Annotated in this window: 23 protein-coding genes; 15 read left to right on the top strand and 8 right to left on the bottom strand. The window is 64.0% G+C overall.

All coding sequences use genetic code 11. The features are described from left to right. Positions 1-97 precede the first annotated feature (97 nt). The 8 genes from AC1DX4_RS09595 (at position 98) to AC1DX4_RS09560 (ending at position 7,901) form a co-directional block, all read left to right on the top strand. On the top strand, positions 98-1,351 hold the full coding sequence (locus AC1DX4_RS09595; protein ID WP_477220088.1) for a sarcosine oxidase subunit beta: 1,254 nt from the start codon (positions 98-100) through the stop codon (positions 1,349-1,351). 2 nt (positions 1,352-1,353) lie between these two features. Next, positions 1,354-1,776, top strand: coding sequence for a hypothetical protein (locus AC1DX4_RS09590; protein WP_477220291.1), 423 nt, complete (start codon positions 1,354-1,356; stop codon positions 1,774-1,776). Positions 1,777-1,787: 11 nt separating this feature from the next. Next, the gene (locus AC1DX4_RS09585) at positions 1,788-2,084 is read left to right on the top strand and encodes a sarcosine oxidase subunit delta (protein WP_019861127.1); all 297 of its coding nucleotides are present in this window, start codon (positions 1,788-1,790) and stop codon (positions 2,082-2,084) included. After that, positions 2,081-5,089 carry a sarcosine oxidase subunit alpha gene (locus AC1DX4_RS09580; RefSeq protein WP_477220087.1) on the top strand — a complete coding sequence of 1,003 codons (3,009 nt, stop codon included), beginning with the start codon at positions 2,081-2,083 and terminating at the stop codon, positions 5,087-5,089. The genes AC1DX4_RS09585 and AC1DX4_RS09580 overlap by 4 nt, the downstream gene beginning before the upstream one ends. Continuing rightward, on the top strand, positions 5,082-5,666 hold the full coding sequence (locus AC1DX4_RS09575; RefSeq protein WP_477220086.1) for a sarcosine oxidase subunit gamma: 585 nt from the start codon (positions 5,082-5,084) through the stop codon (positions 5,664-5,666). The genes AC1DX4_RS09580 and AC1DX4_RS09575 overlap by 8 nt, the downstream gene beginning before the upstream one ends. Before the next feature lie 59 nt (positions 5,667-5,725). Continuing rightward, positions 5,726-5,956 (top strand): hypothetical protein, encoded by a 231-nt coding sequence (locus AC1DX4_RS09570; protein WP_172348645.1) that lies wholly within the window; start codon positions 5,726-5,728, stop codon positions 5,954-5,956. Positions 5,957-6,034: 78 nt separating this feature from the next. Continuing rightward, positions 6,035-6,820: a ThuA domain-containing protein gene (locus AC1DX4_RS09565; protein WP_477220085.1), complete on the top strand. Its 786-nt coding sequence runs from the start codon at positions 6,035-6,037 to the stop codon at positions 6,818-6,820. A 31-nt stretch (positions 6,821-6,851) separates the two neighbouring features. Then, positions 6,852-7,901 (top strand): Gfo/Idh/MocA family protein, encoded by a 1,050-nt coding sequence (locus tag AC1DX4_RS09560; protein ID WP_477220084.1) that lies wholly within the window; start codon positions 6,852-6,854, stop codon positions 7,899-7,901. A gap of 49 nt (positions 7,902-7,950) precedes the next feature. Here AC1DX4_RS09560 and AC1DX4_RS09555 read toward each other — a convergent pair whose 3' ends face one another. From AC1DX4_RS09555 to AC1DX4_RS09530, 6 genes are all read right to left on the bottom strand, one after another. Then, positions 7,951-8,199, bottom strand: a complete 249-nt coding sequence (locus tag AC1DX4_RS09555; RefSeq protein WP_477220083.1) for a DUF680 domain-containing protein — start codon at positions 8,197-8,199, stop codon at positions 7,951-7,953. Between the two features lie 187 nt (positions 8,200-8,386). Then, positions 8,387-9,031 carry a TetR/AcrR family transcriptional regulator gene (locus AC1DX4_RS09550; RefSeq protein WP_477220082.1) on the bottom strand — a complete coding sequence of 215 codons (645 nt, stop codon included), beginning with the start codon at positions 9,029-9,031 and terminating at the stop codon, positions 8,387-8,389. 92 nt (positions 9,032-9,123) lie between these two features. Continuing rightward, entirely contained in the window at positions 9,124-9,900 is a 777-nt protein-coding gene (locus AC1DX4_RS09545) for an SDR family NAD(P)-dependent oxidoreductase (protein WP_477220081.1), read from the bottom strand. After that, the gene (locus tag AC1DX4_RS09540) at positions 9,900-10,934 is read right to left on the bottom strand and encodes a phosphotransferase (protein WP_477220080.1); all 1,035 of its coding nucleotides are present in this window, start codon (positions 10,932-10,934) and stop codon (positions 9,900-9,902) included. Before AC1DX4_RS09540 ends, AC1DX4_RS09545 begins: the two co-directional genes overlap by 1 nt. After that, a complete protein-coding gene (locus AC1DX4_RS09535; protein WP_477220079.1) occupies positions 10,931-11,416 on the bottom strand; it encodes a MaoC family dehydratase in 486 nt (161 codons plus the stop codon). Before AC1DX4_RS09535 ends, AC1DX4_RS09540 begins: the two co-directional genes overlap by 4 nt. A 39-nt stretch (positions 11,417-11,455) precedes the next feature. Continuing rightward, the gene (locus tag AC1DX4_RS09530; protein WP_477220078.1) at positions 11,456-12,271 is read right to left on the bottom strand and encodes an SDR family oxidoreductase; all 816 of its coding nucleotides are present in this window, start codon (positions 12,269-12,271) and stop codon (positions 11,456-11,458) included. Between the two features lie 121 nt (positions 12,272-12,392). Between AC1DX4_RS09530 and AC1DX4_RS09525 the strand changes: the two genes are divergently transcribed. The 7 genes from AC1DX4_RS09525 (at position 12,393) to AC1DX4_RS09495 (ending at position 18,845) form a co-directional block, all read left to right on the top strand. Beyond that, a complete protein-coding gene (locus AC1DX4_RS09525) occupies positions 12,393-13,634 on the top strand; it encodes an acyl-CoA dehydrogenase (protein ID WP_477220077.1) in 1,242 nt (413 codons plus the stop codon). 58 nt (positions 13,635-13,692) lie between these two features. After that, positions 13,693-14,730 carry a zinc-binding dehydrogenase gene (locus AC1DX4_RS09520; RefSeq protein WP_477220076.1) on the top strand — a complete coding sequence of 346 codons (1,038 nt, stop codon included), beginning with the start codon at positions 13,693-13,695 and terminating at the stop codon, positions 14,728-14,730. Positions 14,731-14,801: 71 nt separating this feature from the next. Further along, positions 14,802-15,281 carry a hypothetical protein gene (locus tag AC1DX4_RS09515; RefSeq protein WP_477220075.1) on the top strand — a complete coding sequence of 160 codons (480 nt, stop codon included), beginning with the start codon at positions 14,802-14,804 and terminating at the stop codon, positions 15,279-15,281. 184 nt (positions 15,282-15,465) lie between these two features. Next, positions 15,466-16,647: a glycosyltransferase family 87 protein gene (locus tag AC1DX4_RS09510; protein ID WP_477220074.1), complete on the top strand. Its 1,182-nt coding sequence runs from the start codon at positions 15,466-15,468 to the stop codon at positions 16,645-16,647. Then, a complete protein-coding gene (locus AC1DX4_RS09505; protein ID WP_477220073.1) occupies positions 16,640-17,623 on the top strand; it encodes a glycosyltransferase family 2 protein in 984 nt (327 codons plus the stop codon). Before AC1DX4_RS09510 ends, AC1DX4_RS09505 begins: the two co-directional genes overlap by 8 nt. After that, complete coding sequence (locus AC1DX4_RS09500; RefSeq protein ID WP_477220072.1) at positions 17,620-18,438, top strand: ChbG/HpnK family deacetylase; 819 nt, start codon at positions 17,620-17,622, stop codon at positions 18,436-18,438. Before AC1DX4_RS09505 ends, AC1DX4_RS09500 begins: the two co-directional genes overlap by 4 nt. After that, positions 18,435-18,845 (top strand): GtrA family protein, encoded by a 411-nt coding sequence (locus tag AC1DX4_RS09495; RefSeq protein ID WP_477220071.1) that lies wholly within the window; start codon positions 18,435-18,437, stop codon positions 18,843-18,845. The genes AC1DX4_RS09500 and AC1DX4_RS09495 overlap by 4 nt, the downstream gene beginning before the upstream one ends. Before the next feature lie 34 nt (positions 18,846-18,879). On the opposite strand, the gene AC1DX4_RS09490 is transcribed toward AC1DX4_RS09495, so the two are convergent. Then, entirely contained in the window at positions 18,880-22,011 is a 3,132-nt protein-coding gene (locus AC1DX4_RS09490) for an efflux RND transporter permease subunit (protein ID WP_477220070.1), read from the bottom strand. Then, complete coding sequence (locus AC1DX4_RS09485) at positions 22,008-23,168, bottom strand: efflux RND transporter periplasmic adaptor subunit (protein WP_477220069.1); 1,161 nt, start codon at positions 23,166-23,168, stop codon at positions 22,008-22,010. The genes AC1DX4_RS09490 and AC1DX4_RS09485 overlap by 4 nt, the downstream gene beginning before the upstream one ends. Positions 23,169-23,313: the final 145 nt, after the last annotated feature.

Genomic DNA, 23,313 nt, shown 5'->3' with positions numbered 1-23,313 from the left:
GCAAACAGCGCAAGGGTGGAAGCGCGGTTTCGCTAGTGATACACCTCGCGCGCCGGGGCTGAGTGAACGCCCTGCCGCCATTTGCGAGGCTGGAACGTTGAAAAAATATTCGGTATTCGCCATCGCCCGCGAGGCCATGCGCGGCCACAAGGGTTGGGAGGAACAATGGTCCTCGCCAGAGCCGAAGAAGGAATACGACGTCATCATCGTCGGCGCCGGCGGCCATGGCCTGGCCACGGCGTACTATCTCGCCACAGTGCATGGCATCACCAATGTCGCGGTGCTGGAAAAGGGCTGGCTTGGCGGCGGCAACACCGGCCGCAACACCACCATCATCCGTTCCAACTATCTCTATGACGAGAGCGCAGGCATTTACGACCACGCGCTGAAGCTGTGGGATGGGCTCAGCCAGGAGCTCAATTACAACGTCATGTATTCGGCGCGCGGCGTCATGATGCTCGCCCACAATGTGCACGATATCCAGGTGCTGAAGCGCCATGTCCATGCCAACCGGCTGAACGGCATCGACAATGAATGGCTGACGCCGGAGCAGGCGAAGGAATTCTGCCCGCCGCTGAATATCTCCAGAGATGCGCGCTATCCGGTCGTTGGTGCTGCCCTGCAGCGCCGCGGCGGCACGGCGCGCCACGATGCGGTGGCCTGGGGCTATGCGCGCGGCGCTTCGGCGCGTGGCGTCCACATCATCCAGAATTGCGAGGTCACCGGCGTCAAGCGCGCGCCGAACGGCGCGGTCATGGGTGTCGACACGACGCGCGGCTTCATCGGCGCCAAGAAGGTCGGCGTCGTTGCCGCCGGCCATTCCTCCGTCATCATGAACATGGCTGGCGTGCGCATGCCGCTTGAAAGCTATCCGCTGCAGGCGCTGGTTTCGGAGCCGATCAAGCCGGTGGTGCCTTGCGTGGTAATGTCGAACACCGTGCACGCCTATATCTCGCAGTCCGACAAGGGCGAGTTGGTGATCGGCGCCGGCACCGACCAGTATGTCTCCTATTCGCAGACCGGCGGCCTGCACATCTTGCAGCATACGCTGGACGCCATCTGCGAGATGTTCCCGATCTTCACACGCATGAAGATGCTGCGTTCGTGGGGCGGCATCGTCGACGTGACGCCGGACCGTTCGCCGATCCTGGCCAAGACGCCGGTGCCCGGCCTCTATGTCAATTGCGGCTGGGGCACGGGCGGCTTCAAGGCGACGCCCGGTTCGGGCCATGTCTTTGCCCATACCATCGCCAAGGACGATCCGCATCCGATCAACGCGCCCTTCACCATCGAGCGCTTCCGCACCGGCCGCCTCATCGACGAAGCGGCGGCGGCGGCGGTGGCGCACTGATGATGATGGCCGAGATCGCTGTTGCGGTGCCGCTGGTGCTAGCGGGAGAACAGGGCATGTTCCATCTGCCGTCGCCGGAAGAGGTGCGCACGCAGCCGATCAGCCGCGCCGGAAACGAAGCCAACTGGCCGTTTTCGGTTGACGACGGCATACTGGCCTGCGTGTGGAGCGGCGGCCAGAAGGTGGTGATGTTCGTGGAGAACAGGCCTTCCGATCTTGGCGAGGACGAACCATTCGAGCCACGTCGCGTCATCGTCACGACCGATCCGATGCAACTCACCATCGGCAACATGGCGTATCGCGACCTGTTTCGCCCAGCCGCAAGCGTGGAGGAGCGCATCCGGCTCGTCGCGCCATTTGCGGCTATGGGCCAAAGGCTTTGCGACCAACCGGCCGGCGCCCACGTCGGCCACGGCGAATTGTAGGAACAAAGACGATGCTTCTCATCCGCTGCCCCTATTGCGAGGAAGAGCGCCCGGAGCTCGAATTCCGCAACGCCGGCGAGGCGCATATTGCGCGCTCGGCCAACATGGCGGGCGAGAGCGACGACGACTTCGAAAAGTTCTTCTTCATCCGCTCGAATCCCAAGGGCATCATCTATGAGCGCTGGCGGCACATGCATGGCTGCGCCCGCTTCTTCAACGCGGTGCGCGACACCGTCACCGACAAGTTCGTCATGACCTACAAGGCCGGCGAACCCAAACCCGCCAAGCTGCCGGGAGTTGCCAAATGAGCGGCGCGTTCCGCATCCCGAGAGCCGGTCGCCTCAGCCAGGCCAAGACCGCGCGCTTCAGCTTCGACGGCCAGTCCTATGCCGGCATCGAGGGCGACACGCTGGCTTCGGCGCTGCTTGCCAATGGCGTGCATCTGGTCGGCCGCTCGTTCAAGTATCACCGTCCGCGCGGCTTCCTGTCCGCCGGGGCTGAAGAGCCGAACGCGCTGGTACAGATCGTGCGTGACGACGCGCGCAAGACGCCCAATGTGCGCGCCACCGTGCAGGAGCTCTATGACGGGCTCGCCGCCAACTCGCAAAACCGCTGGCCGTCGCTAGCCTTCGACGTCGGCGCGGTCAACGATTTGGCATCGCCGATGTTTTCGGCCGGCTTCTACTACAAGACCTTCATGTGGCCGAAGGCGGCGTGGAAGAGCCTTTACGAGCCCAAGATCCGTGAAGCCGCTGGCCTCGGCGTTTCGCCCGACAAGCCCGATCCCGACCATTATTCCTCGCGCTATGCGCATTGCGACGTGCTGGTGCTGGGCGGTGGTGCCGCGGGTCTAGCGGCGGCATTGGCAGCGGCCGAGACCGGCGTGCGTGTCATCCTCGCCGACGAGCAGGCCGGGTTCGGCGGCAGCCTGCGTTTCGAGACCGGGGCGAAGATCGATGGCCAGGACGGTTTTGCCTGGGCACAAGGTGCGATCGCCAAGCTGAGCGCCATGGATAATGTCCGCGTCCTCTCGCGCACGACCGCCTTTGGCTATTACGCGCAGAATTTCGTCGGCCTGGTCGAGCGCGTCAGCGATCATCTGAAGGCCCCCGGCCATGATTTGCCACGCGAGCGGCTGTGGCAGGTGCGCGCCAAGCGCGTCGTGCTGGCCTCGGGCGCCATCGAGCGCCACATGGTGTTCGCCAACAATGACCGGCCGGGCATCATGCTGGCCGGTGCGGCCCGCACATTCCTCAACCAGTATGGCGTGGCGGTCGGCAGGAATGTCGGCGTCTACACGGCCAATGATTCCGCCTACGCGGCGGCGATCGACCTGAAGAAGGCCGGCGTCAATGTCGCGGCGATCGTCGATCTGCGCGACAACCCGACCGGACCGGTGATCGACGAGGCGCGGGCGCTCGGCATCGAGATCAATTTCGGCCGCGCTGTGATCCGCGCCGGCGGCAAATTGCGTGTATCCTCTATGACCGTGCAGCCGAAGAATGGAGGCGGCGAGCGCACTATTCCCGTCGATGCGATCCTGATGTCGGCCGGCTGGACGCCGTCGGTGCACCTGTTCTCGCAATCGCGCGGCAAGGTCGCCTTCAACGACGAGACCAAGCGCTTCGTGCCCGGTACCTATGCGCAGGACTGCGTCTCGGTCGGCGCCTGCAACGGCACTGACGGGCTGTCAGCGACAGTGGACGAAGCCTATGCGGCTGGGGCCAAGGCAGCGAAAGATGCCGGCGCGAAGGATTCCAGCGCCAAGACCGCCAAGGGCACGAAGCCGAAGGTCGACGCCTCGGAAAGCTGGTCGCGCGGCATGCTGGGCGCGGCACCCGGCGCCGGGCCAGACACCACGGTCAAGGCCTTCGTCGATTTCCAGAACGACGTTACCGCCAAGGACATCCGCCAGGCGGTGCATGAAGGCATGCGCTCGATCGAGCACGTCAAGCGCTTCACCACCAACGGCATGGCGACCGACCAGGGCAAGACCTCCAACATGCACGGCCTGGCGATTGCGGCCGAGACGTTGGGCAAGCCGATCCCCGAAGTCGGCCTGACCACGTTCCGCGCGCCCTACACGCCGGTCACCTTCGGCGCGATCGTCAGCCATGCGCGCGGGCCGCTGTTCGACCCGACGCGCAAGACCGCGATCCATCCCTGGGCCGAAGCGCAAGGCGCGGTGTTCGAGGATGTCGGCCAGTGGAAGCGCGCCTGGTATTTCCCGAAGGCCGGCGAGGACATGCATGCGGCGGTCGACCGCGAATGCGTAGCGGTGCGTACCAATGCTGGCCTGTTCGATGCCTCGACGCTCGGCAAGATCGAGGTCGTCGGGCCGGATGCGGCCAAGTTCATGGAACTGCTCTACACCAATCCGTGGGAGAAGCTGGAACCCGGTCGCTGCCGCTATGGCATCATGCTGCGCGAGGACGGCTTCATCTATGATGACGGTGTCGTCGGCAGGCTGGCGCCGGACCGTTTCCATGTGACGACGACGACCGGCGGCGCGCCGCGCGTCATGAACCATATGGAGGACTATCTCCAGACCGAGTTCCCGCATCTCAATGTCTGGCTGACCTCGATCACCGAGCAGTGGGCGGTCATCGCGGTGCAGGGTCCGAAGTCGCGCGACATCATCGCCCCGCTGGTCGAAGGCATCGACATGTCCGACGAGGGGCTGCCGCATATGTCGGTGCGCGAAGGCAAGATCTGCGGCGTGCCGACCAGGCTGTTCCGCATGTCGTTCACCGGCGAGCGCGGCTTCGAGGTCAATGTGCCGGCCGATTACGGCCAGGCCGTCTGGGAAGCGCTGTGGGCCGAGGGCCAGAAGCATGGCGCCGCCGCTTACGGCACCGAGGCCATGCACGTGCTGCGCGCCGAAAAGGGCTACATCATCGTCGGCCAGGATACGGACGGCACCGTGACGCCGAACGACGCCGGCCTCGACTGGGCGGTCGGCAAGAAGAAGACCGACTTCGTTGGCATCCGCGGCCTGACGCGGCCCGATCTGGTCGCCAAGGGCCGCAAGCAGCTGGTTGGTCTCAAGACCAAGGACCCGAAGGTGGTGCTGGAAGAGGGCGCGCAGATTGTCGAGGATCCCAAGCAGCCGATCCCGATGAAGATGATCGGCCACGTCTCCTCGAGTTACTGGTCGCAGAATTGCGGCCGCTCGATTGCGCTGGCGCTGGTCGCCGGCGGTCGCGACCGTATGGGCGACACGCTCTATGTGCCGATGCCGAACGGGGTGATCGAAGTGGAGGTTACCGGCATGGTGTTCTTCGACGAGACGGGAGGCCGCCTCAATGGCTAAGGCTGCTGCGAAAAAAGTAACAACCACCGCAACGCCTTCGGTCGAGCGCCGCCCTGCACTGGCTGGACGCACCGTCTCCGCGACGGGTGTCAAGGTCGCGGTGCTGCCGCCGGCGGAGCGCATCTCATTGCGCGCGCCGGAGGCTTCGGTCGCTGCCCTATCGAAGGCGCTTGGCCTGACCTTGCCGAAGAAGCCGAAGACTTCGGCGTCGAAGGCAGGGCGCACGGCGCTGTGGCTCGGCCCTGACGAGTGGCTGGTCATCGACGAAGCCGGCAAGGACCCGCTGGCCGATTGCGCAGGGGTTGCCGCGTTGCATTCGGCGGTCGGCATCTCTCACCGCAACATTGCGATATCGGTCACCGGTCCGGCGGCCGAAGCCGCGATCAATTCGGGCTGCCCGCAGGACCTTTCGCTCGATGCCTTCCCGGTGGGCGCGGCCTCGCGCACCATTCTCGGCAAGACTGAGATCGTGCTGTTGCGCACGGCCGAGGACGCCTTCCGGGTGGAGTGCTGGCGTTCCTTCTCGGACTATGTCTTTACTTTCCTGTCCGAGGGAGCACGCGACGCGGCGGGCTGATCCCGGAACGTTTGCCGCCCGCGCCCGTTGTGCGGCAACAGGTCGAGGGAGAAGTGCCGATGCCATCAAAATCCGCGCCGAAGTCGCCGGTGAAAAAGACGTCGGCAGTCCGTTCGCTCGAGCATGAGCAACACGAAGCGCCAAGCGCTGAACAGGAACTCGAGGAAGGCCTCGAGGACACCTTTCCGGCCAGCGACCCGGTGTCCATCACCAGTTCGGCGATCCCCGGCGCGCCCGCAAAGCCGGGTAAGGCCAAGACCGTCCCCGGGCGGAAACCCCGCAAGCCCTGATTTTCCGCAATTTTGGTTGAAAGGCATCTTCCCAAGGCATCGCCAGTTGAGATATTCAAAGCGCTTTGGAGAGGAAAAATGCCGATCAAAGCTGTCGTCTGGGGCGAGAACGTCCATGAGCAGACCAATGCCGCCGTGCGTGACCTCTATCCCCTGACCATGCATGGCACGATTGCCGCGGCGCTCAACCAGGACAAGGGCATCGAGGCGACCACAGCCACCTTGCAGGAACCCGAGCACGGCCTGAGCGAGAAGCGTCTTGCCGCCACCGATGTGCTGCTGTGGTGGGGCCATGCGGCGCATGGCGAGGTCAAGGACGAAATCGTCGAGCGCGTGCAGAAGCGGGTCTGGGAAGGCATGGGGCTGATCGTGCTGCATTCCGGCCATTACTCGAAGATTTTCAAGCGGCTGATGGGCACGCCCTGTTCGCTGAAGTGGCGCGAGGCGGGCGAGCGCGAGCGGGTCTGGGCGATCAACCGCAGCCACCCGATCGCGCAAGGCATCGGCGAATGCCTGGAGATCGGCGAAACGGAAATGTACGGCGAGCCGTTCGCGGTGCCGGAGCCGCTGGAGACGGTGTTTGTCTCCTGGTACGAGGGAGGCGAGGTGTTCCGGTCGGGGCTGACCTACCAGCGTGGCGCGGGCCGCATCTTCTATTTTTCACCCGGCCACGAGACCTATCCGATCTATCACAATGAAGGCGTGCGGCAGGTGCTGCGCAACGCCGTGCACTGGGCGCACAACCCGGCGCCCGCATGGTCCGGCATCACCAACGCGCCCAACGTGCCGACGGACAAGGCCAAGGAGAAGATCGTCCAGAAGGGCCTGCGCCTGCATGCCGATGGCGACAAGGGCCTGAGTTGATGGGGGTTGAGTTAATGGGGGACCTGATCTGATGCATCGCCTGCTCTTGCTCGGCACCGGCTGGATCGCCGGACATCATATCGAAGAGTTCGCAAAAGTTCCTGGCTGCAGCATTGTCGCCTGTGTCGATCAGCTGCCTGGCCGCGCGGCGGCGTTTGCCGCCGCCAACAAGATCGGCGACTTCTTCGAGAGCCTTGAAGCGGCGATCGCCTGGGGCGATTTCGACGCCGCCATCAACGCCACTCCGGACGGTGTGCACAAGGCGACGACGCTGGCGTTGCTTGCCGCGGGAAAACATGTCTTTTGCGAAAAGCCGCTGGCACCGAACCACGCCGATGCACTTGCCATGACCGAAGCGGCAGAGGCCGCCGGTCTCGTCAACATGGTCAATCTAACCTACCGCAATTCACCGGCGATCCAGGAAGCACGGCGTCTGGTGCTGGCAGGCGCGATCGGCGAATTGCGCCATGTCGAGGCGAGCTACAAGCAGAGCTGGCTGGTCAGCAAATCCTGGGGGGACTGGCGCGTCGAGGACAAGTGGCTGTGGCGCCTGTCGAGCCGGCACGGTTCGACAGGCGTTCTGGGCGATGTCGGCATCCACATTCTCGACTTCGCCACCTATGGCGCGGCCCAGGATATTGTCAGCCTGCACGCCGATCTGGTGACGTTTCCGAAGGCCGACGGCAACCGGATCGGCGACTATGTGCTGGACGCCAATGACAGTGTGGCGATGACGGCACGGCTGACATCCGGCGCGCTGGCGACGATCATGGCGAGCCGCTACACAACCGGCCATGGCAATGATTTGTCTCTGGCGCTGCATGGCACCAAAGGAGCGCTCAAGGTCGAGACCGATGGCAAGGTGGCACGGCTCTCGGCTTGCCTGGGAGAGGACGTCGATGTTCAGCTCTGGCGGGAGCTAGCCCTGCCGGATGTCAAGCGCAACGCCCAGCGTTTTGTCGATGCGCTGGATGCCGGGCAGAATGGCGCCCCGTCCTTCCGGCGCGCCGCGGACATGCAGAGGCTGATCGACGCGGCCTTTGAAAGTTCAGCCGCCAGACTGCCGGTTACATCAGGCTGAAATATCCGCCTGGCCGGCTTGTGCCGGCCAGAAGTGTTTCACGCAAATCTTAGAACGCGCTCGGCACGATCCACGGGTTGATGCTGATGCCGAGGCGCGGGCCGTTGCCTTCAGCGGTATTTTCCGTGGCGCCCTTCTTCTCGACCGACCCGGTCGAGGCGCAATCGAGCTTCACATTGGTCTTGGTGTCGACGCAGCTCGCGGCCGGCACGTGCTTGACCGGCTGGGTGGCGCTGGCGGCAAAGGCCGAGCCGGAAAGGGCCAACACGGCGGCGAGGGTGAGGAGGGTCTTTTTCATCGTCAGTCTCCGTTTTCAACGGTTAAATTCTTTCCGTACATGTACGGTATGACGTACAAATACGACCGCTGATCGCGAAGTTCAAGTCAAAATCGTACGCGTACGATAAATTGTTTGTTAACCAAGAAATTGCCCTCGGTTTGGTTGGGAGGGATGGCGAGGAGGTGTGGAGCGAAGGAGATGTCGTTCAGCAGTCGACCGGAGTCTCGGTCAATGGCGGCACGTTCTGGGTGCTGAGTGCGGCCAGTTGGAGATCGCACATCCGTTTCACGAAAGCATATGGGTCGCCGAAGGGGTAGAAGGGGAAGGTGATCAGCAGCGAGATCGTGCCGTGGCCGACCGCCCACAGCATGGTGGCGATGGCGCGCGGATCGCCTTGCAATTTGCCGGCGACGACGCAGGCTTCGACCCGGGTGATCAGCGCCTTCATCGCCGGGTTGGCCTCGTGCATTTCTTCAAAACTCCGGCCTTCCGGCAGCGTGGTCTTTTCGGTCATGAAAACGGTGCGGTATTCATTGGGATTGCCGAGGCCGAAAGCGGCATATTCAGTCATCACCGCCCGCAGGGCCTCGATCGGATCGTCGGACGGATGCTCCTCGATGCGGCGGGCAAGCGTCTCGAAGGCGTCTTCGGCAAGTGCAAACAGAATGTCCTGCTTGTCGGCGAAATAGGAATAGACCGACATCGGCGCATAGCCGACCCGCTTGGCAAGTTTGCGGATGGTCAGGCCCTCATAGCCTTCTTCCTGGACGAGCTTGTGCGCGGCTTCGAGCAGTTCGGAGCGCAGTTCGGCCTTTTGTTTTTCGCGGCGTTTCTGGACGCTCGGCGGCAAAATCTGGTGCCTTCGTTTGGTTGGTGCGTGGCTAAATCATATACGCTGTACGGAAACGGACAAGGGCACGGGAAGTTCCCATGCGGCATGGTTCAGATGGCGCCAACACCGCCGTCGATGGCCAGTGCGTGGCCGGTCATGAAGGAATTGGCCGGGTCGGCGGCGAACAGGATGGCGGTGATGACTTCGTCGACTTCCGCCACGCGCTTCATCGGCACGCCGCGTGTCAGTTCGGCCAACGCCTCTGCCTCCGGCGCGCCGGATACGTGCACGAAGCTGTCGACCATCGCTGTCCTGGTGTGGGCAGGGCAGATGGCGTTGATGCGCACACCCTTGGTGGCGTATTCGGCGGCGGCCGATTTGGTCAACCCGACGACGCCATGCTTGGCGGCAGCATAGACCGAAAGTTTCGGCGCGCCGACCAGCCCGGCAACCGAGGCGATGTTGACGATGGCGCCACCCTTGGCCGTAGCCTTGAACTGCCGCTCCATCTGCGGGATCTGGTGCTTCATGGCATAGAAGACACCGAACAGGTCGATCTCCAGGATGCGGCGGGCTTCGTCCGACGCGACCTGCGGCAGGCGCACGAAACTCTGGACGATGCCGGCATTGTTGACGGCGACATCCAGCCGGCCGAATTGTTCGACAGCCAGCCTGACCAGATCCTCGGAGAGTTTCTCGTCGGCTATGTTGCCGGCCAGGATCGCCATTTCGGCCGGCAAGGTCGAGGCAAGATCGGCGAGTGCCTTTTCGTCGATGTCCGACAGCACCAGCCGCGCACCCTCGGCGGCAAAGCCTTTCGCGGCGCCACGGCCGAGCCCGCCGGCGGCACCCGTGATCAGCACTGTTGCCCCGTCAAAGCGGCCCATCACGCCGCCTTATCGATCAGTCTGGCGGCGAGATGCGAAAGCAGCTTTACCGCTTCGCCGTAGGTTCTGGCCTTTTCGGGATTGGAGGCGTTGCCGTCCAGCGCGCGCTTGTAGACGCCCTGGCAGATCGCCGCCAAGCGGAAGAAGGAGAAGGCGAGGAAGAAGGTCCAGTTGCCGATGCCGCTGAGCCCGCGCCGCCGGCAATAGGCGGCGACATAGTCTTCTTCGGAGGGCAGGCCGAGCGCAGCGCGGTCGATACCGCCTAGGCCGCGAAAACCGGAGGCATGCGGCAGGCGCCATTGCATGCATTGATAGGCGATGTCGGCGAAGGGGTGGCCCGATGTCGACAGTTCCCAGTCGAGCACCGCGATGACCCTTGGCTGGTCCGGCGCGAAGATCAGATTGTCCAGTCGGTAGTCGCCATGCACCAGCGATATCAGGCCGTCGTCTGCGGGCATGTGCGTTTCCAGCCAGGCGATCAGCTGGTCCATGTCGGCAATGCTGCCGGTTTCCGAGGCGCGGTATTGGCTGGTCCAGCGCGCCAGCTGCCGTTCGAAATAATTGCCTGGCCGGCCGAAATCGCCGAGACCCACGGCCTCGACATCGACGTCGTGCAGGGCCGCGAGCGTGCCGTTCATGGCGTCATAGATCGCGGCGCGCTCGTCGTTGTCGCACGCTTCCGGCAGCGCCGGATCCCAGAAGATGCGGCCGTCGAGGAAATCCATGACATAGAACATGCGGCCGATCGGCGAGTCCTCTGCCGACAGATGCAGCATTGCGGGCACCGGCACGGCGGTGCCGGCGAGCGCCTTCATCACCCGGAATTCGCGGTCGACCTGATGCGCCGATTTCAGCAATTGCCCCGGCGGCTTGGCGCGCAACACATAGCGGCCGCTGGCCGCCGTCAGCAGATAGGTCGGGTTGGACTGGCCGGATTTGAACTTTTCGATGGCAGCGAGCCCGGAAAAGCCCGGGATTTCCGCCTCGAGGTAAGGCGCAAGCGCTGCCTGGTCGAGCGCGTTGGCGTCGTTCATGCGGTCTCGGGCTGGCGTTCGATCAGGGTGAGCGTCAGCCAGCGGGCGGTCAGCGCCGGTTTCTTGGAACCTTCGATTTCGATCGTCACGTCATGCGCGGTCTGCACCCAGCCTGACGGCCTGACCTTGACGTCGGCCAGCACGAAACGGGTGCGGATGCGCGCACCGGTCTTCACCGGCGCCAGGAAGCGCAGCGAATCGAAGCCGTGATTCACACCCATCTTGCCGTTTTCCAGCGGCGGCATGGTCTCGAAGGTCATTGCCGAGAGCAGCGACAGCGACAGGAAGCCGTGGGCGATGGTGCCGCCGAACGGCGTCTCGCGCTGGGCCCGCTCGGGGTCGCAGTGGATGAACTGATGGTCGTCGGTGGCGTCGGCGAATTGGTCTATCATGCGTTGCGTCACCACCCGCCAGGGTGAGACGCCAACTTCCTTGCCGACACTGGCCACAAGCACATCGAGACTGATCGGTTCCAAGCTCATGTCCTCCAGTTCACCTCCGGCTTCTACGGCCGGAAAATGTCATTCCTTGAACAAGGTCAATCCATGCTGCACCGACTGCCCGCCGTCGATCGGCAGGATGGCGCCGGTGACATAGCTGCCTGCACGGCTGCACAAATAGAGCGTTGCGCCGGCAATGTCATCCGGCGCGCCGATACGGCCGATCGGAACATGATTGCCGACATGCCTGGCCTGTTCATCCGTACCCGTGGCAAAGGCCGTCATCCGGCTCTGGAAGGGGCCGGGAGCGAAGGCGTTGACGGTGATGCGGCGTGCGGCAAATTCGAGCGCGAGCGTGCGCGTCAGATGATGCACCGCGGCCTTGGACGCGGTGTAGGAATAGGCGTCGTCGGCCAGCGGCTGCGTGCCCATCACCGAACCCAGATTGATCACCCGGGCCGGATCGGCGTCGCTGGCGGCGGCTTCGAGCAGCGGCAGCAATTCGCGCGTCAGGTGGAAGACGGCTGTAACATTGACGCCAAGCACCTTGGCCCATGCCGAATAGGGGAAGCTCTCCAGCGGCGCGCCCCAGGAAACGCCGGCATTGTTGATCAGAATATCGAGCTTGCCGGTCCGCGCCTTGACCTCGGCGACAAGTGCGGCGATGCCGGCTTCGCTGGAGACGTCGCCGGTGAAGCCTTCGGCTGGGCCAGGCGCGCCAAGCCCGTTCAATTCATTGGCGACCTTGATGCAATCCTCGCCCTTGCGCGACGCGATCATGACGCTGGCGCCGGCTTTCACCAGTGCTGTTGCCGCCATCCGGCCGATGCCGGTTGCCGCTCCCGTCACCAGCGCGGTCTTGCCGGCCACGGAAAACAGCTCGTCGAGATAGGCCATCCCAATCCTCCGCGCTCTGCCTCGACATGCGGGCAAAGAGTTCGCGTTGACAAGGCTATCCGAAGTACGGTCATCCTTGCCACTGACAAAATGCCGGGCCTCTATGAAGGGTTAGCGACCGATGACGGAGATGAATCTCGGCATGACCGAGCGGCTGAAGCCGATCCATGCGCGCGTCGCGGCCATGGTGCGCGACGAGATCATGCCGCTCGACAAGGAATTCCTGGGCGAGGTGGGCAACGCAGGCGATCGCTGGGTCTACAGCACGCGCCAGAGCGAGATCCTCGAAGGGCTGAAGAAGACCGCCAGAGAGCGCGGCCTGTGGAACTTCTGGCTGACCGGCTCGGAACGCGGCTACGGCCTGTCCACTGTCGAATATGCCTATCTCGCCGAGGAGATGGGCAAGGCGCATCTCGGCGCCGAGACCTTCAACTGCTCGGCGCCCGACACCGGCAATATGGAGGTGCTGGAACGCTACGGTTCGGCCGACCACAAGAAAACATGGCTTGAACCGCTTTTGGATGGAAAAATCCGCTCGGCCTATCTGATGACCGAGCCTGATGTCGCCTCATCCGACGCCACCAACATCGCGATGCGCTGCGAGCGGCAAGGCGACGACTATGTGCTCAATGGCGAGAAATGGTGGGCGTCGGGCGCCGGCGATCCACGCTGCGCCATCTACATCGTCATGGTACGGACCGGGGGCGACGGAGAACCGCAGCACCGCCGCCATTCGATGATCCTGGTGCCTGCGGACACCAAAGGCGTGACCAAGGTCCGCGCCATGCAGGTCTATGGCGACGATGACGCGCCGCATGGCCATATGCACCTTCGCTTCGACAATGTCAGGGTACCGGCCTCGAACCTGATCCTCGGCGAGGGCAGGGGGTTCGAAATCGCGCAGGGGCGGCTTGGCCCCGGCCGCATCCATCACTGCATGCGCGCCATCGGCCAGGCCGAGATGGCGCTGGAGATGCTGTGCCAGCGTTCGGTGCGCCGCGAGGCCTTCGGCCAGAAGCTGGCGAAACTCGGCGCCAATTTCGACATCGTCGCCGAATGCCGCATGGAGATCGAGATGGCCCGGCTGCTCTGTCTCAAGGCGGCGTGGATGATCGATCAGGGCGATGCGCGCGCCGCTGCCCCGTGGATCAGCCAGATCAAGGTCATCGCGCCGCGCGTCGCGCTCAAGGTTACCGACGAGGCGGTGCAGATGTTCGGCGCGCAAGGCATCAGCCAGGACACGCCGCTGGCGCGTTCGTGGACGCATCTGCGGACATTGCGCCTCGCCGATGGGCCCGATGCCGTGCATCGCCGCCAGGTGGCGCGGACGGAGCTGAAGAAATACACGCAGGAGAAGATCTGAGCGGCAGCTCGGCCCGCTGCGCTATGGTCCTTCTGCCAGCAACCAAGGAGTGTCACCGATGACCATTCCCTCCGAAATGAAGGCGCTGCTTCTGGTCGGCGACGGCTACACCAAGACGCCGAGCGGCAGTGTACTTGAGGCGATGGAGCCCTATCTCGAACCAGGCAGTATCGCTGTGCCGACGCCTGGACCGAGCCAGGTGCTGATCAAGGTCAGCCTGGCCTCGATCAATCCATCCGACGTCGCCTTCATCAAGGGCCAGTATGGCCAGCCGCGCGCCAAGGGCCGGCCGGCGGGCTTCGAGGGTGTCGGCACGGTTGTCGCCGGCGGCGACGAACCCTATCCCAGGAGCCTCGTCGGCAAGCGCGTCGCCTTCGCCACCGGCCTCAGCAACTGGGGTTCGTGGGCCGACTTTGCCGTCGCCGAGGCGGCAGCCTGCATTCCGCTTCTCGACACGGTTCGTGACGAGGATGGTGCGGCGATGATCGTCAATCCGCTCACCGCGATCGCCATGTTCGACATCGTCAAACAGGAGGGCGAAAAGGCCTTCATCATGACCGCCGGCGCCAGCCAGCTCTGCAAGCTGATCATCGGCCTGGCCAGGGAGGAGGGCTTTCGGCCAATCGTCACCGTGCGCCGCGATGAGCAGATCGCGTCTCTGAAAGAGATCGGCGCTGCGCATGTGCTCAACGAGAAAGCGCCGGATTTCGAGACCTCACTGCGCGAGGTGATGAAGGCCGAACAACCGCGCATCTTCCTCGACGCGGTCACCGGGCCGCTGGCCTCGGCCATCTTCCATGCGATGCCGAAACGGGCGCGCTGGATCATCTACGGCCGGCTCGACACGGACGCCACCATCATCCGCGAACCCGGCCAGCTGATCTTTCAGCACAAGCACATCGAAGGTTTTTGGCTGAGCGAATGGATGCGGCAATCCAAGGAGCGGCGTGGTCCGGCGATCCTAGAAGCGCAGAAGCGGTTTTCCGACGGGCGCTGGTCTACCGATGTGACGGCTATCGTGCCGCTCGCCGAGGCAATCGCGCGGGTGCCGACGGAACTGGCCAAGCCCAACGGCAAGGTTTTTATACGGCCTTGAGTGACCATGGCTGGGTGAGATGAAGTCCGGCAACTGAAAGAAATGGGCTGCTTATGAGAAGATGGTGGTTTGTGCCGATCGTCCTGCTGTCGATGGTCGGCACTATCGGCGCACAGGCGGCCGACAAATTTCCGCCGTTTTGGCGCAAGGCCATGACGAACGATCCGAATACGAATTACTTTCTCAAGAAATATTCCGCTCCCCTGGACGACCCCGCCGCGACCGCGGTCAGGAACATCATGCTGGCGCGGGTGATCGGCGCCGAATGTCAGTCGTCCAGGCTCAACAAGGCCAAGGTCAAAGCCTACCGCGACAGGACGATCGGCCCGCTCACGCCCGAGCAACTTAAAGCAGCAGCGTTCGAAGGCGGTAGTGCGTTGCGCAGTTTCAACTATCAGGATCTCGCTTACCTCTGTGCCGGCATCGACTATCAATTCGGACCGAAAGGGGTGCTGATCCCGGGTGCCGTATCGACTGGCAAGGGTGAGCCAAAGGATCCATACGACCCGCGCAATCCCTATTTTCGCCTGCCTGAATTTACAGGTGACTAGTCAGGTCGCCTGCTTCGGGTTGGCTAAGATGAAGACGGGTTCCGACATTCGAGGCGAATGAAGGTGTGGCCTTAGCGCCGATCACCCCCCTATGCCGCGCCGCTTTGTCCGTGATATGCCGCCGCCATCGAATGCCGGGATAGTGCTGGACTGAGCCTGTTCCGGGGTGTTGTGGGGTGTCTTGATGACGATGTCCAAGCCGGTTTTCGACCGTTTGGGACTTGGCCTGTGGATCGGAGCGTTCCTGATCGTTCTTGCCTTGGTCCTGTGGTCTCCGCACACGCGGACGGTCTGGCAAGCCTATATAGACGGCAGTGAGGCGCTGCTGGCCCGCCGGCCGCTCTACAATCTCCAATCCGAGATGGGCTATCTCTACGCGCCGGCCTTTGCCGCGCTTTATGTTCCATTGGTAAAGCTCGGTCCGCATCTCGGCGGCCTGCTGTGGCATATTATCGGTTTCGCGGTGCTGACCTTCGCCGCGATGCGGCAGGTGCGCAAGCTCGGCGGCGGGGAATTGCCATGGCTGCTGTCCTTCGGGCTGTTCCTCGCTCTGCCGATGGCGCTGGGTGCGATCCGCAACGGCCAGGCGACGATCCTGTTGACCGGCGCCTGCTGGCTCCTCACTTTGTCTGCGCTCGAAGGCCGGCGCGCCGAAACCTTCTTCTGGGCCTCGCTTGCCATCATCGCCAAGCCGACCGCGATCATCATGCTGTTGTTGGTGGGAGCCCTGCGTTTCCGGCTGATACCGGTGCTGGTGCTGGCCGTGCTGTTCGTGCTCGCTTTGCCCTATGCTTTCGCTCCCGCCAGCTATCTCAACGACCAGTATCTTGCTTTTGCCGGGATGTTGACCTCGATGGCTGTCGACAACACCAGCCACTTCGTTCCCACCGACTTCACGGCGCCCTTCACGAAAATGGGGCTGCCCATCCCGGAATTCGGCGCTACGATCGTGCGGGTCGTGATGGCCCTGTTCACGCTCTCCGCGGTTATCTGGTTCGACCGCAAGCTCGAACGCGGGACCGCCGGGCTCGCCATCTTCCTGACGGCGACGTTCTACATGTGCGTCTTCAACCCGCGTGTCGAGCCCAACACCTATGCCATGATCGCCGTGCCTGCCGGTCTCGCTATCGCCTTGTTGTGGCGCGAGGAACGAGGCGGGGTCCTGGCCTCGGTGCTGGCGGTGACCCTGTTCCTCACAGGGCTAACCGGCGTCGAACGCCATATCCAGGATTTGACGTATCCCTGGTTCCGGCCGATCACCGTCACGGTTATCGCCGGTTCCCTGATCTGGTGGTTCTGGGCGAAAGCACGAGACAAGGTGACACGAGACAAGGTGATGAATGAAAGGCCTGTGGCAAATGGCTGAGTCGCGGCCTGTTCTCGATATCGTGGCGCCGTTCTTCAACGAGGCGCAATCGGCATCGGCGTTTGCCGCATTGCTCGACAAGCTGGAAGCCACGGTGGCGCAGCGCTTCGGCATGGCAGTCCACAAGATCCTGGTCGACGACGGCAGCCGCGACGATAGCGCGGAGCGGTTTTCGCGGGCACTGTCGGGGTCCTGGGAGATCGTGCGGCTCAGCCGCAATTTCGGCAAGGAGGTCGCGGTGCTCGCCGGCCTCGACCAGTCGCGCGGCGACATGGCGCTGGTCATGGACGCCGACCTCCAGCATTCGATGGACACCAGCCTGAAGATGATCGCCGAGCTGGTGGAAAACCGCGATATCGATGTCGTCTACGCGCAGAACGACCGCCGCGAGGCCAGCTGGCGGCGCAGCCAGCTGGCGCGGCTTTTCTACAGCCTGATCAACAGCAGCCAGCGTTTCGACATTCCCGAGAATGCGGGAGATTTTCGCGTCATGCGCGGTGCCGTGGTGCGCGCGCTGACGAGCCTGCGCGACAAGCGGCGCTTCAACAAGGGCCTGTTCGCCTGGGCGGGCTTTCGCCAGAAAGCCATGCCCTATTCGCCGGAGAATCGCGCCAGCGGCACCTCGAAATGGAGCCGGCTCAACCTGATTGCCTTCTCGCTGGAGGGATTTACGTCCTTTTCCGTCATCCCGTTGCGCATCATCAGCCTGAGCGGGATGCTGGCGGCATTGGCGGGCCTCGTTTACGGCGCCAAGGTGTTCTTCGAGGTGATGTTCTACGGCATCGCCGTCCCCGGCTATCCCAGCCTGATGGTCGCCGTCGTCCTGCTCGGCGGCCTCAACCTCACCTTGCTCGGCCTGATCGGCGAATATGTCTGGGTCACGCTTTCGGAGAGCAAGGATCGGCCGGTCTATATCGTGCGCGATGTCCTGCGCGGCGACGTTCCGGACAGGCCGACAGGCGCGCCCGGCGCATGACGCGGCGCATCCGCCTGATCGCTGACGACTACGGCCTGGCGCCGGGCGTCTCCACCGGGATTCTCGACCTGCTCGATCGCGGCCGCCTGACCGGCACCAGTTGCATGACCGGCTTTCCGGAATGGCCTGATGCGGCGACGCGGATCAAGCCGCTGTGCGGCCGCGCGGCGGTCGGGCTGCACCTGACCCTCACCGACCAGCCTGCCGTCACCGGCCGGTCGAGCCTGGCGCCGGAGGGCCGACTGCCGCCGCTGCGTTCGCTGGCATTGCCGGTCCTGCGCGGCAGCATTGACGAGCGGGATGTCCATGCCGAGCTCGACGCCCAGCACAACCGTTTCGTCGAGGCGCTTGGCCGCCAACCTGACTTCATCGACGGCCACCAGCACGTGCATTTCCTGCCGGTCGTGCGCAAATGGCTGCGCGCGCATTTTTCCGAAGCTGGCGGCAGGCCGATACTGCGCGGTGCGCCGGCACTTGGCAATGCCGTCGTGGCGCCGAAAGTCGCGGCAATCGCCGCCGTGGCTGCCGGTTTCAATGGGTCGATGCGGCGCGCCGGCTTCAGCCTTTTCGAGCCGCTCGCCGGCATCTATGACTGGCGGCAACCCGAGAGATTTGCGCCGGTTCTGCAGGCCGCCGTCGACGCACTGCCGGAACGAGCGCTATTCATGTGCCACCCCGGCCATGTCGACGAGACGCTGCGGGCGCGCGACCCGATGCAAGGCGTGCGCGAGGTGGAGTTCGCGGTCCTGGCCTCGGACGATTTCGGCGACAGCCTGGCCCGCGCCAATGTCGAGATCATGGACGGCCAGGGATGAGCGGCGCGGACCAGCCCCGACGTTCGACCGGCAGCAAGATCGTTCGCTTTGCCATCGTCGGACTGGTCAATACGGCCATCGACCTTGCCGGCTTCTTCGTGTTGCTCAAGCTGCATGTCCCGCCGCTGCCGGCCAATGTCACCTCCTGGTTCATTGCCGTCATCTTCTCTTTCACCGCCAACAGTTTGTGGTCGTTCGAGCGCGATCGGACCATTCGGCTGCGCGATGCCTTCCTTCGCTTCGTCTCGCTGGGTGCGCTGATTTCGCTCGGCGTCTCCAGCCTTTCGCTCGCGCTGTTCGCCGGCATCGCCGGCGTGTGGCCGGCCAAGATCGGCGGCGTCATCGTGGCGGCGGTGCTGAATTTCCTCGCCGCACGCTGGTCGATCGAGGGCCGGCTGCTGAAATAGACGGAAAACCGCAATCCATCTTGCCGGGATTGCTCTACTCCGCCGGCTCCATATTGGTGTAGGCGGCTTCCTCGAGCTCACGCTTGAGGCGCGCTTCTTCATGCGTCTTCGGGGTGACGAAGCGGCCAAGCAGGAGATAGGCGACCGGCGTCAGGAATAGCGTCGAGACGGTGGCCAGCCCCAACCCGCCGACGATCACCCAGCCGAGTGCCACGCGTGCCTCGGCCCCGGCGCCTGCCGCCAGCACCAGCGGTACGCCGCCAAGTATGGTGCAGATCATCGTCATCATCACCGGCCGCAAGCGGATGATCGAGGCCTGCTCGATCGCCTCGCGCACACCAAGCCCGCGGTCGCGCAGCTGGTTGGCGAATTCGACGATCAGGATGCCGTTCTTGGCCATGACGCCGACCAGAAGCACTAGGCCGATCTGGCTGTAGGCGTTGAGGCTGGTGCCCGACAGCAGCAAGGCGAAGATGGCGCAGGCGAGGCCAAGCGGCACCGTCGCCATGATGATGACGGCACTGACGAAGCTTTCGAACTGCGCGGCCAGCACCAGCAGGATGATGACCAGCGCGAAGCCGAAGATGGTGACCATGGCGCTGTTGGTTTCGCCCAGCGTCGCGGCCTCGGCCAGCGGCAGGATGCGGCTACCCGGCGGCAGCAGCGGCGTGGCGATCTCTTCGGCTTGGCTCAGCGCATCGCCAAGGGCGAAATTGCCTGAGAGGTTGGAGGTGATGGCCACCGATGGCTGCTGCTGTTCGCGCGACAGCGACGGCGGCACCGCGCGTTCGGTCAGCGTGGCGATGGTCGACATCGGCACGAAGCGGCCATCGGCTGTCTTCAGGAAGACATTTTCCAGATCGGTCGGATCGTTGATCGGATTGGTGGTCGAGACCAGCTTCACACCATAGCTGCGGTCGGCGATGTAGACGTCGACGACGTCGTTGCCGTCGAGCATGGCCTGCATGGTGTTGGCGAGGCCCGTAATATCGATGCCGAGGTCGGAGGCGCGCTCGCGGTCGATGGCGACGGCCAGCTGCGGCTGCGTCGGGTCGATCGACAGGCGCGGCGTCTGGAAGCGCGGGTCCTTCTGCATTTCGGCTATGATCTTCACCGCCGCGTCGCCGAGCGCCTTTCGGTCGTTGCCGACCAGCGCGAATTGCAGGCCGTTGCCGGCGCCACGGATGCCGAGGCTGTTGGGCTGCACCGGGAAGATGCGCACGCTCGGCACCTGCTTGGTCAGCTGGCTGATCTCGGCCATGATCTCCTGCTGGCTGCGGCTGCGCTCGTTCCATGGCGCCAGCGTCATCACCATGAAGCCGGAATTATAGGAGCCGTTCTGGCCGGCATTCTCGAAGGTCGAACGGATCTCGCCGGAATCGCGCATCGGCTGGATCAGCTTCTCGATCTTCTGCATCTGCTGCGTCGTGTAATCGAGGCTGACGCCTTGCGGGGCATTGATGCGCAACAGCACGGCCGCGCGATCCTCGGTTGGCGTCAGTTCCTGGCGGATGGTGCCGAACAGCGCGAAAGCGGTGCCGGCAAACAGCACCGCAACCAGAACCACGATCCAGGGCGCATCGAGGCAAGCGTGCAGGATCCGCTTGTAGGCGGCATTCAACGCGCCGCCGATACGAGCGCCAATGCCGTGGCCGCCTTCATGGTGGAGCGAGGCGCTGGTCAGCATGCGCGAGGCGAGCATCGGGCAAAGTGTCAGCGCCACCACGCAGGACAGAAGCACCGACATGGCAAGCACGAAGCCGAATTCGCGGAACAGCCCGCCGGTCTGGCCGGGCAGGAAGGAGATCGGCACGAAGACGGCGACCAGCGTCAGCGTCGTGGCAACGACGGCGAAGAACACTTCCTGCGCGCCGAGCACGGCAGCCGCACGCGGCCCCATGCCTTCGTTGCGTCGTCGCACGATGTTTTCCAGGACGACGATGGCGTCATCGACGACAAGGCCCGTGGCCAGCACCATGGCGAGCAGCGTCAGGATGTTGACGGAGAAGCCGGCCAGGTAGATGGCGGCGATGGTGCCGATCATGGCGACCGGCATCGACAGGCCTGGGATGAGCGTGGCGCGCCAGTCGAGCAGGAAGATGTAGATGACGATCAGCACCATGGTCACCGACAGGCCGAGCGCGATTTCGACCTCGTGCACGGCGCCCTTGACGAAGACGGCGTCGTCGCTGGTGATCTTGATCGCCATGCCCTTGGGCAGGTTTTCCTGCAATTTGGCGACGGCGGCCTGGACGCCGGTGGAAATATCCAGCGTGTTCGATTCCGCCTGGCGGATGATGCCGATACCGATGCCGGTCTTGCCGTCCGAGCGCAGCGTGGTCTGGCCGACATCGGGGCCGAGCGTGACGGTGGCGACGTCGCGGATGCGCGTCGTGCCGCCGATGATGATGTTTTCGAATTCCTCGGGCGTCGTCACATCGGCCGTCGTGCGGACGATCAGGTCCTGGTTGGTGGTGGTGATCGACCCGGCCGGGGAATCGAAGGCGACCGAGGCAAGGGCTGTCCTGAGATCGGCCACCGTGAAGCCGAGGCTGGCGAGCTTGTTCTGGTCGACGTCGATGCGGAAGATCTTGTCGCGGTCGCCATAGACCTGGACGTCGGCAACGCCAGGCACGGCGGCCAGTTCATCCTCGATCTGGTCCTGGACGACGACCGTCATGTCCTGGATCGACATGTTGTCGGAGGTCACCGCCAGGCGCATCACAGCGTCGGAATTGGCATCGGCCTTGACGATGCGCGGCGGGTCGGCGGTGTCCGGCATCTGGTTGGCGACGCGGCCGACGGCGTCACGCACATCGGAGGCGGCGACATTGAGGTCGACACCGTCGTTGAATTCGATGGTGACGCGGCTCGAGCCGAAGGAGGAGGAAGACGAGATCGACTTGACGCCGGAGACGCGGGCTACAGCGCCCTCGATCGTGTCGGTCAGTTCGCGGTCGACGGTTTCGGCAGCCGCCCCTTCGAAGGTGGTCGAGACGGTAACCACGGCGCGGTCGACGTCGGGCAATTCGCGGATCTCGACGCCGTAGAAGGCGGCGAGGCCCGCAACCGCGATGAGGACGTTGAGCACGAAGGCCATGACCGGCCTGCGGATGAACAGGGCGGTAAAGCCGGTATCGCTGGCAGCGTTGACGGGTCCGGTCATGAGCCTTCGGCGGCGTTGGCGGCACGCGGTTCCTGGCCGGCGATGCGGACTTCGCCGCCCTCGCTGACGTTCTGCGTGCCTTCGGTGACAACCATGTCGCCGCTGTCGATCTCGGCGTCGATCAGTACGGTCTCGGTGTTGCGCTGGATGATGCGCACCGGCACGCGTTTGGCCTTGCCGTCCTCGATCTGCCAGACATAGGCGCCGTCCGATCCCCACAGGATCGCCAGCGGGCTGACGGCCGGATAGGTTTCGCCGGGGAATTTCATGGTGATGGAGAACGACATGCCGGCGCGCAGCGAATCGGCGGGATTGGCGATCTTGGCCTTGACCAGCAGCGTGCGGCTCTTTTCGTCGATATGATTGTCGATGGCCGAAATCGTGCCGGTATAGGCGTTGCTCGGATTGGCGATCGGCGTTGCCGTCAATTGCCCACCGACCTTGACCGCGGCGGCGAAACGCTCGGGCACCTGGAAATCCACCAGGATCGAGGAGCGGTCATCGAGCGTGGCGATCGCCGACTGGTTGGTGACATAGTTGCCGGCCGAGATCGGCAGGATGCCGACAGTGCCGGCGATCGGCGCCAGGATGGAGCGCCGCTGCAGCGCAAGCTCGGCATCCTGGAGCGCCAGCTTCGCGCCTGCCAGCACCACTTCGGCGTCGGCAACGGCGACAGGCGTCGCGGCATTGGAAGCGCGCAGCGACTTGACGCGATCAAGTTTAGATTGCGCATCCTGCAAGGCGAGCTTGGCCCGGTCCTGGGAGATGATCTCGGTTTCGGAATCAAGCGTCGCGATGATCTGCCCCTTGTCGACATGAGTACCGGATTCGACCAGCAGTTCGGCAAGGCGGCCGGAGCTGTAAGGGTTGACGGTCACCGAAGCGTTGGCGCGGCCGGTGCCGATCGCCTGCAGGCGGTCGTTGATAACAGCCGAGGCGGCCGGCGATGCAACGATGGTGGCAATCTGGGCGCCGTTGCGCCCTGCCTGCCGGGAACCAGCCGCCGCCGTGTCCTTCGCCCGAGGTGTGGCGCCATAGGCCCAGTCGATGCCCCAGCGCGCCAGCACTTCGGGAGCGCCGGGATAGAAGCGAGCCCACGCGGCCGTGGCGGCGACCACGACGACAAGCGCAAGGACAATCTGTTTCCAACTCGACATCGGCACTCCAGCGGCAAGAATCGTTCTGCTGGTTCCAAGTGGAAGTGGATGCAGCGACGACAAGGGCTGGGGGGCAAAACCGGCCACTCCCACTCCCGATATCATCGGTTTATGGCAATTATCACGCAATCGTGCACATTAAATC

Source organism: Mesorhizobium sp. P3_A8 (assembly GCF_056402995.1).
This window is presented reverse-complemented; position numbering and strand designations above follow the sequence as displayed.